At 38.4% G+C, this 14,941-nt stretch carries 2 protein-coding genes; both read right to left on the minus strand.

The window, feature by feature from the left end; translation table 11 throughout:
- Nucleotides 1-5: 5 nt before the first annotated feature.
- Nucleotides 6-926 (minus strand): PorP/SprF family type IX secretion system membrane protein, encoded by a 921-nt coding sequence (locus ACYX4H_RS00570; protein ID WP_476237302.1) that lies wholly within the window; start codon nt 924-926, stop codon nt 6-8.
- A 53-nt stretch (nt 927-979) separates the two neighbouring features.
- Complete coding sequence (locus ACYX4H_RS00575) at nt 980-14,653, minus strand: PKD domain-containing protein (protein WP_476237303.1); 13,674 nt, start codon at nt 14,651-14,653, stop codon at nt 980-982.
- Nucleotides 14,654-14,941 lie beyond the last annotated feature (288 nt).

Genomic DNA, 14,941 nt, shown 5'->3' on the forward strand with positions numbered 1-14,941 from the left:
TAGGATTAAAAGAAACGAGGTGATTTTAATTGTTTTTCTTTAGATTTTAATTCGAAACGCAACATAATTTCATGTGTTCCGTTGTTAAAATTTTGAAGTTCGGTAGTAGTAAAATCATAGGCATAACCTACCATTAACTTTGGTCCTAATTGTAGGCCAACTAAACCACTAACAGAATCATCCCAACGGTATGCTACACCTAACCTTAACACTTCGCTAAACAAAAAATTCGCTGATAAATCTGCAATAATTGGGGCTCCTACAACAAACTTACCTAAAAAAGCTGGTTTAAATTTTACTGTTGGACTTAAATCAAACACTTTACCTGCAATTAAAAAATAGTGCAACCTTTCGGCAGCTACAGCATCTTGTACTTCATCATAATGCTCATCTGTTAAAAAATTTGGAACAGATAAACCTATATAACTATTATCACTATGCCAATAAATACCGGCTCCTACTGTTGGTAAAAACCTATTATTTATATTCTCAAAAACACCTTCTTGCTCTTGGTAATCTCCTTTGGTAAAATCTACATTTAACATTCTACCGCCTCCTTTTAAGCCAAATGATAATTTACTATCATTATCTAAATTAATTGTGTATGAAAAATTGGCATCAAAATAAAACTCATCTGATGGTCCCAATTTATCATTAACAATTGAGAAACCTAAACCCACGTTTTTACCTACGGGAGACTCTATACTAAAAGATTGGGTTTCAGGTGCACCATCTAAACCTACCCACTGGGTTCTATGTAACCCCGTGATTGCTAAGTGACCTCTAGACCCAGCATATGCAGAGTTTACTGTTAAAGTATTAAACATATAATCTGTATACTGCGGATCTTGTTGCCCATTACTAACATTAGTTAGCAACAGCGATAAAATTAACGCTACTATTGATAGGCTATGCTTTAGGTTCATATCTAAACTTTTATATTTTGTGAACATTTTAAATTTTAATTTTTTAATGATTTTTACCTAACTATGTATAACCAACCTGCTTTTGCTTTAGAACCATCGCCTAAATCTAGAACATAATAGTACGTACCTACAGGTAATTTTTCGTTTTTGTTTAACACTGATCTTCCGTTAGATATACCATCAAACGTATTATCATAACCTTCTTTTGTGTAAACTAGGTTACCCCATCTGTTGTAAATTTTTAAAGTATTATCTGGATAGTTGTTAATACAATCTATATAAAACACTTCGTTTTTACCATTTCCGTTAGGTGAAAATTCATTGTAAATTTTCAAACATTGAGGGTCAATAGTTGCTGTATCATCATCATTATTTTCATTAGAATCTATTTGATCTAAACCTTGTAATGATGCTGTGTTTAAGTAATCATTAATATCTAAAACAGTTACAGTAATTTCAAGTGTTTCGGTTAAACCAGCAGCTACTGTTGGTATTTGCCATATTCCTGTATTTTCACTGTACATTCCTGATGAAGCTGTTGCAGATTCAAATTGATAACCTTGAGGCAGTACATCTAATATTTCTACTGATGTAGCATCAATATTTCCTAAGTTTGAAGCTGATATTGTAAATGTTATTACATCTGCAATACTTGGGTTAGCATCACTCACAACTTTTACAACCTCAATATCTGCGGTTGGCGTATTAATTTGAGCACTGTCTTCATCATTTTCACTTTGATCACCGTCGTCATTATTTGGTGTACTATTTGGATCGTACTGATCTGCTGCAATAATTTGAGCAATGTTTAAATACTCGCCATCAACCAATGTTGGCATATTAACTGTAGCTTCATAAGTTATTGTTAAACCTGTTAATGGTACAGTTAAATTAGTCCAAATAATTTCATCATCATCTAACAAGCCACCGTTGCTAATGTTAGATATGTTACTGTAACCAATTGGTATTACATCTTCAACAGCAACACCTGTAGCTTCATTAGCACCAGCATTATCTATTTGAATTGTAAAGGTTACAACCTCACCTACGTTAGCATTTTCATTACTTACAGTTTTAGCTAAGCTTAAATCTGCTGTTTCGGTTAAAATTAGTATACCATCTTCATCATCTTCACTTTGATCTCCATCATCATTATTTGGTGCGCTATCTGGATCTAGAACATCACTTCCTGTAATCTCAGCCGTATTGAAATATTCACCATCTGTTCCTGTTGGTTCATTTATTAATACATCTATAAATAAGATTTGTGAACTTCCGCTAGGAACAGTTCCTACACTCCAAACACCTGTGCTTTCAGCATAAACACCTGATGTTGCACTGTAAAGAATAAAATCAAAACCTGATGGTAATACATCTGTTACTTCAACACCTGTTGCGGCATCTGGCCCATCATTGGTAACTGTAATTTGGAATGTAATTTCTTGACCAACATTTGGAGAAATATCATTATCCACCACAGTTTTTGTTAAACTTAAATCGGCCATTGCTTCTACTGGTGTAACAAGCACATTGTCTTCATCATCTTCACTTTGATCTCCATCATCGTTATTTGGTGTAGAATCGTTATCTAACACATCAGAACCTGTAATTTCAGCAACATTTAAATAATCGCCCGTACCATTTACAAGTACATCAATTAATAAAGTTTCTGTTGCGCCATTAGCAATGTTGCCTACATTCCAAACTCCTGTAGATTCATCATAAGTTCCAGATGTAGAACTGAATAATATGAAATCAAATCCTGATGGTAATAAATCTGTTACTTCAACACCTGTTGCATTTTCAGGACCATCGTTTGTAACTGTAATTATGAATGTAATTTCAGTACCTACTAACGGTGATGTATCTCCATCTACTACATCTTTTGTTAAACTTAAGTCTGCTACTGAAGCTACTGGTGTAATTACTTGACTATCTTCATCATCTTCACTTTGGTCTCCATCGTCGTTATTTGGTGTTGAATCATTATCTAAAACATCCGATGCTATTACTTCGGCAACATTTGTGTAGTTTCCTGAAGGATTAACTAATACATCAATTAACAAGGTTTCTGATGCGCCATTTGCAATGTTACCAACATTCCATATACCTGTAGTTTCATCATAAGTTCCAGCTGTAGAACTGAATAGTATGAAGTCAAACCCTGATGGTAATACATCTGCTACTTGAACACCTGTTGCTGCTTGTGGTCCATCATTAGTTACTGTAATTTGGAATGTGATTTCAGTACCAATTAATGGAGAAGTGTCACCATCTACTACTACTTTTTCTAATGAAAGATCTGCAACCGGTGTTACTGGTGTAACTATTGCGTTATCTTCATCATCTTCACTTTGGTCACCATCATCATTATTTGGCGTACTATCTACATCAAATACATCAGAGGCTGTAATTTCAGCAATGTTTAAGTAATCGCCTATTCCGTTTACTAAAACATCAATTAACAATGTTTCAGACTCGCCAGAATTAACAGTTCCTACAGTCCATATTCCAGTAGTTTCATCATATAACCCTGCTGTAGAACTATACAATATGAAGTCGTATCCAGAAGGTAACAAATCTGCAACTACAACACCTGTAGCGCTATTTGAACCGTCATTAGTTACTCTAATTTCAAATGTAATTTCAGAACCTACAAGTGGCGTAATATCACCATCAACAACTACTTTAGTCAATGATAAATCAGCTTGGGCTGGTGCTACTGTTAACACTGTTTCATCGTCATCTGCTATTCCATCTCCATTGTCATCTACGGTTTCATCTGTTGTTGGATCACTGTCTGGATCGTACTGATCTACTGCCGTGATTTGTGCGATATTAGTATACTCGCCTGCGGTTCCTGTTGGCGTATTTACGGTGGCTTCATAACGTAATGTGATTGTGCCATTATTGGCCGCTACTGTTAAACCTGCCCAACTTGCTGTGTTTCCTGTTGGTGTTCCGCCATCGTTTACTGCTGTTAAACTGTAACCTGATGGTAAAACATCTTCTACTGATACGCCCGTGGCTACATCTGGTCCAGCATTAGTAACTGTTAATGTAAATGTTACCGTATCGCCTACATTTGGTACACTGTTGTCTATTGTTTTTACAATACTTAAATCTGATTGTTGGATTACAACTCCTACACTGGCCTCATCATCATCGGCTATTCCATCGCCATTATCATCTACCGTAGCATCGCTGCTTGGATCACTGTCTGGATCATATTGATCGGCAGAGGTGATTTCAACCGTATTTAAATATTCATTGGCTGCTCCCGTCGGGGCTTCTACTACAGCATTAAACGTTAAGCTTACCGTGTCTGTACCTAATGGCACACTTAATCCTGTCCAATCGATTTGGTTGCCTGTGGCTACACCTGTGTTACTTATTGCTGTAATTGTGCTGTAACCTACTGGTAATACATCTTGTACTGATACGCCTGTGGCAGCTACACTACCCGCATTGCTTAAGCTTATCGTGAAGGTTACTACATCGCCTACATTGGGTGTGGCATCACTTACTGTTTTATTAATACTTAAATCTGAGGTTTGAGGTACAACAGTAAAACTGTCTTCGTCATTCTCACTTTGATCGCCATCATCATTATCTGGTGTACTGTTTGGATCGAATTGATCACTTCCCGTTACTTCAGCTACGTTTTGGTATTCGCCTAATGCGCCTGTTGGGGCTTCTACTGTTACTGTATAACTTAAAGTTATACTTGTGCCTGTTCCAATACTTAACCCGGTCCAATCGATTTGGTTGCCTGTGGCTAATCCTGTGTTGCTTATTGCTGTGATTGTACTGTAACCTGATGGTACAGCATCTCGTACTGATACGCCTGTGGCATCATCTGGACCATTGTTTGTTACTACTACTTCAAAAGTTACTGTATCACCTACATTTGGCGTGGCACTACTTCCTGCCGCTATGCCTTTGGATAACTCTAAATCTGCTTGGGTTGGTACTACCGTTGCTGCATCTTCATCGTCTTCACTTTGATCGCCATCATCGTTATCTGGTGTACTGTCTGGATCAAACTGATCGCTTCCTGTTACTTCAGCTACGTTTTGGTATTCATCCACTGCGCCTGTTGGGGCATTTACTGTTACTTGGTACGTTACTGTTAACCCTGTTAATGGCACGGTTAATCCATTCCATGTAATAGTTGTTGCTCCTGCATTGTATACCCCGCCATTATCGATACTTCCCGATACTAAACTGTAACCTATTGGTAAGATATCATTTATACTTACATTGGTTCCTGGGGATGTACCGCCATTGCTTATTGCTATGCTGAAGGTTAATACATCGCCTACGTTTAAATCGCCTCCATTATCATCTACAAAGGTTTTGGCTATGGATAAATCGGCCGTTTGTGGTACTACAGTAAAGTTTGTCTCATCATCATCTTCGCCTCCTGTGGATGGATCATTATCGCCATCGGCATTGTCTTCATCTACTGTATGATCTGTTGTTGGATCACTGTTTGGATCGTACTGATCACTACCTGTAATTTGTGCTCTATTTAAATACTCATCTACCGCGCCTGTTGGGGCGTTTACTGTGGCTTCGTAAGTCACTGTAATACTACTGTTTGATGGTACAAATAACCCTGTCCAACTTGCAGTATTACCTGTTGCTATTCCTGCATTATTTACTACACCTAAGCTATAACCTATTGGTAATACGTCTTCTAAACTTACATTGGTAGCATCATTTGGTCCGGCATTACTAATTACTAACTCAAAGGTTAACACATCGCCTACATTTGGTGTGGCACTGCCATTGGCTAAACCTTTTACTATTGATAAATCAGCTTGGGCTGGTGCTACTGTTAATTCCGTTTCATCGTCATCGGCTATTCCATCACCATTGTCATCTACGGTTTCATCTGTTGTTGGATCACTGTCTGGATCGTACTGATCTACTGCCGTGATTTGTGCGATATTAGTATACTCGCCTGCGGTTCCTGTTGGCGTATTTACGGTGGCTTCATAACGTAATGTGATTGTGCCATTATTGGCCGCTACTGTTAAACCTGCCCAACTTGCTGTGTTTCCTGTTGGTGTTCCGCCATCGTTTACTGCTGTTAAACTGTAACCTGATGGTAAAACATCTTCTACTGATACGCCCGTGGCTACATCTGGTCCAGCATTAGTAACTGTTAATGTAAATGTTACCGTATCGCCTACATTTGGTACACTGTTGTCTATTGTTTTTACAATACTTAAATCTGATTGTTGGATTACAACTCCTACACTGGCCTCATCATCATCGGCTATTCCATCGCCATTATCATCTACCGTAGCATCGCTGCTTGGATCACTGTCTGGATCATATTGATCGGCAGAGGTGATTTCAACCGTATTTAAATATTCATTGGCTGCTCCCGTTGGGGCTTCTACTACAGCATTAAACGTTAAGCTTACCGTGTCTGTGCCTAATGGTACACTTAATCCTGTCCAATCGATTTGGTTACCTGTGGCTACGCCTGAATTGCTTATTGCTGTGATTGTGCTATAGCCTACTGGTAATACATCTTGTACCGATACGCCTGTGGCAGCTACACTGCCCGCATTGCTTAAGCTTATCGTGAACGTTACTACATCGCCTACATTTGGTGTGGCATCACTTACCGTTTTATTAATACTTAAATCTGAAGTCTGGGGTACAACAGTAAAACTGTCTTCGTCATTCTCACTTTGATCGCCATCATCATTATCTGGTATACTGTTTGGATCGAATTGATCACTTCCCGTTACTTCAGCTACGTTTTGGTATTCACCTAATGCGCCTGTTGGGGCTTCTACTGTTACTGTATAACTTAAGGTTATACTAGCTCCATTGGCAATGCTAAGTCCGGTCCAATCGATTTGGTTGCCTGTGGCTAATCCTGTGTTGCTTATTGCTGTGATTGTGCTGTAGCCTGATGGTACAACATCTCGTACTGATACGCCTGTGGCATCATCTGGACCATTGTTTGTTACTACGACTTCAAAAGTTACTGTATCACCTACATTTGGCGTGGCACTACTTCCTGCAGCTATGCCTTTGGCTAACTCTAAATCTGCTTGGGTTGGTACTACCGTTGCTGCATCTTCATCATCTTCACTTTGATCGCCATCATCGTTATCTGGTGTACTGTCTGGATCAAACTGATCGCTTCCTGTTACTTCAGCTACGTTTTGGTATTCATCCACTGCGCCTGTTGGGGCATTTACTGTTACTTGGTACGTTACTGTTAACCCTGTTAATGGCACGGTTAATCCATTCCATGTAATAGTTGTTGCTCCTGCATTGTATACCCCGCCATTATCGATACTTCCCGATACTAAACTGTAACCTATTGGTAAGATATCATTTATACTTACATTGGTTCCTGGGGATGTACCGCCATTGCTTATTGCTATGCTGAAGGTTAATACATCGCCTACGTTTAAATCGCCTCCATTATCATCTACAAAGGTTTTGGCTATGGATAAATCGGCCGTTTGTGGTACTACAGTAAAGTTTGTCTCATCATCATCTTCGCCTCCTGTGGATGGATCATTATCGCCATCGGCATTGTCTTCATCTACTGTATGATCTGTTGTTGGATCACTGTTTGGATCGTACTGATCACTACCTGTAATTTGTGCTCTATTTAAATACTCATCTACCGCGCCTGTTGGGGCGTTTACTGTGGCTTCGTAAGTCACTGTAATACTACTGTTTGATGGTACAAATAACCCTGTCCAACTTGCAGTATTACCTGTTGCTATTCCTGCATTATTTACTACACCTAAGCTATAACCTATTGGTAATACGTCTTCTAAACTTACATTGGTAGCATCATTTGGTCCGGCATTACTAATTACTAACTCAAAGGTTAACACATCGCCTACATTTGGTGTGGCACTGCCATTGGCTAAACCTTTTACTATTGATAAATCAGCTTGGGCTGGTGCTACTGTTAATTCCGTTTCATCGTCATCGGCTATTCCATCACCATTGTCATCTACGGTTTCATCTGTTGTTGGATCACTGTCTGGATCGTACTGATCTACTGCCGTGATTTGTGCGATATTAGTATACTCGCCTGCGGTTCCTGTTGGCGTATTTACGGTGGCTTCATAACGTAATGTGATTGTGCCATTATTGGCCGCTACTGTTAAACCTGCCCAACTTGCTGTGTTTCCTGTTGGTGTTCCGCCATCGTTTACTGCTGTTAAACTGTAACCTGATGGTAAAACATCTTCTACTGATACGCCCGTGGCTACATCTGGTCCAGCATTAGTAACTGTTAATGTAAATGTTACCGTATCGCCTACATTTGGTACACTGTTGTCTATTGTTTTTACAATACTTAAATCTGATTGTTGGATTACAACTCCTACACTGGCCTCATCATCATCGGCTATTCCATCGCCATTATCATCTACCGTAGCATCGCTGCTTGGATCACTGTCTGGATCATATTGATCGGCAGAGGTGATTTCAACCGTATTTAAATATTCATTGGCTGCTCCCGTTGGGGCTTCTACTACAGCATTAAACGTTAAGCTTACCGTGTCTGTGCCTAATGGTACACTTAATCCTGTCCAATCGATTTGGTTACCTGTGGCTACGCCTGAATTGCTTATTGCTGTGATTGTGCTATAGCCTACTGGTAATACATCTTGTACCGATACGCCTGTGGCAGCTACACTGCCCGCATTGCTTAAGCTTATCGTGAAGGTTACTACATCGCCTACATTGGGTGTGGCATCACTTACTGTTTTATTAATACTTAAATCTGAGGTTTGAGGTACAACAGTAAAACTGTCTTCGTCATTCTCACTTTGATCGCCATCATCATTATCTGGTGTACTGTTTGGATCGAATTGATCACTTCCCGTTACTTCAGCTACGTTTTGGTATTCGCCTAATGCGCCTGTTGGGGCTTCTACTGTTACTGTATAACTTAAAGTTATACTTGTGCCTGTTCCAATACTTAACCCGGTCCAATCGATTTGGTTGCCTGTGGCTAATCCTGTGTTGCTTATTGCTGTGATTGTACTGTAACCTGATGGTACAGCATCTCGTACTGATACGCCTGTGGCATCATCTGGACCATTGTTTGTTACTACTACTTCAAAAGTTACTGTATCACCTACATTTGGCGTGGCACTACTTCCTGCCGCTATGCCTTTGGATAACTCTAAATCGGATTGTTGAATTGTAAATGTAGCATTATCTTCATCGTTTTCACTTTGATCTCCATCGTCGTTATCTGGTGTACTATTTGGATCCGCTAAATCACTATCCGTAATTTGAGCAATATTTGTATAATTTCCAGAATCATTAACAATTGCATCATATGTTAAGGTTCTTGACAAACCATTTCCTAAGGTTAAATCACTCCAAACTATAGATTTATTACCAACAATATAAATACCTGAATTAGAAACTGTTCCTGGCACTAAATCAAAACCAGATGGTAATAAATCTTCAATATCAACACCTGTTGCATCACCTGGTCCAAAATTTTCTAATAAAATAGAAAATGTAACTGTGTCTCCAACAGAACCCGACACTGGTGATACAGACTTTGTTATTTGTAAATCTGCTGTTTCTAAAGTTATTGTTGAAATAGCCTCATCGTCTTCACTTTGATCGCCGTCATCATTATTTGGTGTACTATCTGGATCTGCCTGATCCGAACTTGATATTTCGGCAACATTACTATACTCCCCTGCTGCTCCTGTTGGGGCATTTACTGTTACAGTAATATCAATAGATACAGGAGTAGATGTTGTTACTGAACCTACATTCCAAACACCTGTACCTGAATTATAATTTCCTCCAGAATCATCACTTTGATAAGTAAATCCTGTTGGTAATTGATCTTGAACTGTGACATTTGTAGCTGTATCAGGTCCTGCATTAGTTACCGTTAAGGTAAAAACTACAGTATCTCCCACACTAGCATCTGATATTGATGACGTTTTTTGAAGTGATAAATCTGCCGATTGAATTGACACTGTTTCACTATCTTCATCATCTTCACTTTGATCACCATCATCATTATTTGGTTCACTATCAGGATCTAAATTATCTGAAGCAATAATTTCTGCTGTATTTTGATAAGGTCCGGAGGCATTAACAGTTGCGTTAAATGTTAAGCTTAATGTTGAACCACTGGTTATACTTAAATTGGTCCATGTTAATGTTTGGGTTGCTACTTCAAAAGAACCTCCATTAGAAACCGAACCTGGTACTAACGAATAACCTAAAGGCAATACATCTTCTACACTAACGCCTGTTGCATCAGAATTTGTTGTGCTTGCATCATTATTAAAAATATCAATTGTAAATGTAACTACATCTCCTATGTTAACTGAGGAAGAAGAAACCGATTTTGTTAATTCTAAATCTGAAACTGGTGTTATATTTATAATTACTGTATCTGTAGCGTCTGGACAATTCCCGTTAGCTACCGTCCATCTAAACTCATAAGTTCCTACTACTGTATTTGTTACTGCTGTTGTAGGGTTTGTTGCATCAATAAAATTTGCAGTTGATGGGCCGGAAATTTGAGACCAACTTCCGTCTCCTGTACTAGCTGGTGTTGCACCTAAAGTTACAGAAGAAAATTCAGGCAACGTTTGATCTGGACCAGCATCGGCCGTTATAGGATCTGAATAAATTACAACCTGCATTGTATCTGCATTTGAACATCCTCCACCAACGGCAGTCCAAGTAAATTCATAAACACCCTCAGAAAGATCTAACACTAAAGAATTAGGGTTATTAGGAGCTGCTATTGTTGCTGGATTACCCCCTGTTTGTGTCCAAGTTCCTGTTCCAGAACTTAAAGGTGTTGCACTTAAAAATGTTTGCGTAGCATCACAATATTCTTGATCAGGTCCGGCCATGGCTTGTGATGGCGGTGCCCCAGTAAATGTTAATGTTACTGTATCTGTTTGTGGTGCACATGACCCAGAACCAAATGGTCCATTAGAGACCGTCCAGGTTAAAACATAAACATCATCTAAACCATCATTGTTTACATCGTCTGGAATATTTGACAATGTAGTTTGTGGATTATTAGGACTATCTATTACTACAAGCCCCCCCGATGGATCATCAGCAGGATTTGCAAAAGACCATTGTCCAATACCTACAGTTGGTGTAGTTGCATTTAATTGCGTATCTTCTTGACAAGCATTTGGCTGGTCTGGTCCTGCTTCAACAGGTGTTGGTGCTTCAAATACTTCTATTCTTACAATATCTGCATTATTTGTACAGAAATTTGAATCGAAATTTAATTCTATTATATAAAGACCTGCAACCGTTAATCCTGTAACATCAGTTGTTGTACTATTGTTAGGAGTTGTGAAACCAACAGTAGCTCCTCCCGGTTGAGACAGTAGCCTCCATTCTGAAGTAACATCTCCAGGAATTGAAGCGTTGCCAGCTGTTAATGTAGCTACATTGGTATCTGCTAAACAAATATCTTGATCTGCCCCTGCATCTGCATCTTCACTTGGGCCATTACTAACCACAACCTGAACATCATCTGAATTATTACAAGAAGATCCAGCTCCAGTATAATCTGTTGTATATCTAAAAACATATGTATTGCCTGGAACTACAGTAGCGTTAGCTGTATTACTATTACTTGGAGATTGCGTTGGTGTATGAATAGCTAGTTCTCCTGCAGTGGGTGCGTTACCATTAACTTGTACAACACTCCAAGTTCCTGTTGTTCCAGATGTAGCTTCTAAAAACACACTATTAACTTCACACAAATTTTGGTCTGACCCTGCACTTGCAGGTGCAAAAACATCTACACTTATTTCATCTGTAGAGCTAGGACATATTGTTGAAGCACTTGTTGTTGTCCATCTAAACACATAAGTACCAGTAGTTAAACCTGTAACATTTATAGAGTTATTTCCTGGATTGTCTATGTTTGGAGTATTTGGACCTGAAACGACGGTCCAGTTACCTGTTTCTTCATTTGGGTTATTTAAAGGATCTGCAGTAATTACAGTATTTGTAGCTGCACATATTACTTGATCACCCCCTTGTATATTAGCTTCTGTTGGAGGTATACCAACCTCTATAGATACTTGATCTGGTGTTGCTGCAGAGGTACAATTACCATATGTAACTTCCCATTCAAATACATATGTTCCATTCATTAAATCTGTAAAAGTGGCTGTTGGACTATTCACATCATCAACAGTATAACCTCCTAAACCAGAAACTAGCTTCCATTCTCCTACACCACCAGAAGAAGCAGGGTCTGTAGCATTCATTGTAAATGAAAGTGTGCTAGAATCTACACATAAACTTTGGTCTGGACCTGCACTTACAACATTAGATGTATTTGCTATTACAACTTCAACATTATCTGAAGTTGCAGGACATCCGTTTGGTGCTGGAGCAGTATAAGCTATTTCCCAATTAAACTCGTATTGACCATTTGTTAAACCCGTAACTTCGGTAGTTGGATCATTTGGATTTGTAAATGTAACTGTTGTGGGACCTGAAACTTGAGTCCAAGTTCCTGTTTCATCAGTATCTGGAGTATTTCCACTTAAACTAGGTATTGTTGTTGTTCCTGACCCAAGACACAAGTCTGCACCAGCATCTGCTTCAGTTGGAGATTCATCGTTGGTTGTTGTAATAGTTACGGTATCTGTTTCTTCTGCTCCACAATCTGGAAATCCAGGAGCTTCATCAACCGTCCAAGTTATTACATATGCTGTTCCTGGGTTAGAAAATCCTGTTGCAATGGTATTAGGGTCATTAACATCTTCAAATGTAATACCATCTGGAGAAGACCAAGTACCAACTTGACTATCTAAAAGGGCACTAGCTGCCAATTGAACAGGGGCATTAAAACAAACTGTTTGATCGCTACCCGCATCCATTGGTAAGTTACTAACAGGTGTTACAGTTATTTCTGTATCTGAAGTTGCCGGTGGTGTACAGTTAGGGCCCGCAGACACGGTATATCTAAACACATAAACACCAGGCACTAAATCTGCTAATGACGTTGTTTGCGCATAAATATCGTTTATAGTTGCTGTACTTGGTCCTGAAACCTGTGACCAAACAGATGTTTCTCCATCACTTATTGGACTCCCCGCTAGGTTACCATTAACTTGCCCACAAACAAACTGTTGTGGTGCACCTGCATTAGAACCGGAAATAGGGGTTGAAATAAAAATATTTATGGTGCTACTTGCTCTATCACAATCACCAACTAATAAATTACCACCTCGTCTTCTTGTAAATCTAACTGCATATGTTCCTGGCACATCAAAACTATTTATAGTTGCCGTACCATTGTTAGTACCTCCTAAATTAACAACACTTGTTGGAAATGTTAATGCAGAATCTGATGGCCCACTAAGAATTTGATATTCGGTTACATTACCACTTGAAGAGGTATATGGCACATCTATTGAGGTATCGCCACAGTCTCCAACTATATCATTATCTCCATTAGCTGAGATGCTAATGGGGTTTACATTGTATCTTACATTAACTATTGCAGATTCACTACAGCCTGTTACTGTATTTTCAATAGTGTACCTAAATTGATAGGCGTTTGATGCAGACAAACCAGTAACTCTGGTTGTACTACTATTTGGGTTTTCAATTGTTGCTGCTGGACCACTTGTTTGTTCCCAAAGCACTACTTCATTTGTATAATCAGGATCATTACCCACTAGAGTAGTTTCTGTTATAGAAGCATCGCAAAAACGTTGATTATTGTCTTGAACTGAAGCTTGTGTTACATCTTGAGTAGCCTCTGGTACTGTAATTGTAACAGTATCACTTCCTGTAACACAAGGCCCAACAACATCCCATCTTAAAACATACACACCTTCTATTAAACCACTAATACCAGTATTATTATTATTTGGATTACCAATATTTGGGTTAGATGGACCACTAACAAAAGTCCATGTTCCTTGTTGTCCGTTTATATTATTACCACCAAAACTTGCATTTAAATTGGTTGATTGCGTGGTTGTATAGCAATTATCTAAGGTTTGGTCTGGGCCCGCTTCAACAGGTATTTCACCTCCATAATTTGTTACTGTTATTTCATCAAATGTTTCACAAAATTGACCAGGAGCATAATCCTGCCCAGTAATTGTCCATCTTAAAGTAGTCGTTCCCGCACTTATGTCAGATAAACTAATAGTAGATGTTGCTGAATTTGCTTGATTTATGGTAACACCCGCACCATTAGCACCAACCACAGACCACAGCCCTGTTTCTCCTGGGTTGCTTGGAGCATTACCATTAATTATTAACGATCCGGAACTATCTGGACACGATGCAATATCTTCCCCAGCGTCTGCAATAGTAATAGGCTCTACACTAATAGAAACTGTTTGGCTTGGTGTGTCTCCATTAAAACAGACAGCGTAAAGCTCAAACTCATAAGTATTCCCTCCAGAAAAACCAGTTATTATTGGGTTATCTATTGAAGGATCACTAATACTAACAGATGGTCCTGAAATTTGCCTCCAGGTAGGTCCTTCTGCATACGTATCGGGAGTATTTCCATTAAGCTGAAATACTTCATTTTCACAAATTGTTTCGTTTACACCAGCATTTAAAGTACAAGATTGTGCATTTAAAGGGTTAAAACTAAAAAAGAACGAAATAAACAGTAAAAATATAAAAACATTATTTTTTCTGTTTTTTAATAGTTGGTTGTTAGTCATTAAAATAAATAATTGGTTAACTAAAAAACATTAACAAACTCACGTAAAGCAAGTTATAATTTAATTATTGCTAAAAATATACTACAGATTCTATAAAAACTAATTTTTAAGCACGTTTTATACATTAAAAAAAAATTAACAACACCTAAATTACTGGTTATTAACTATTTTATTTTCAAAAAATCCTATAGTTATAAAGTTTAGACCTCAATTTTAAAAAAAGTCACAATATTTAATATTTTTATTAAAAATTGAACCTTAATTTAAGCCAAAATATGTCAAAAAAAA

This window comes from Seonamhaeicola sp. ABD4_340, assembly GCF_056312135.1.

Excerpts from the sequence above, each read along its gene's own strand:
- ACYX4H_RS00575 (WP_476237303.1), bottom strand. The coding sequence starts at position 14,653 with ATGACTAACAACCAACTATTAAAAAACAGAAAAAATAATGTTTTTATA.
- ACYX4H_RS00570 (WP_476237302.1), bottom strand. The coding sequence starts at position 926 with ATGAACCTAAAGCATAGCCTATCAATAGTAGCGTTAATTTTATCGCTG.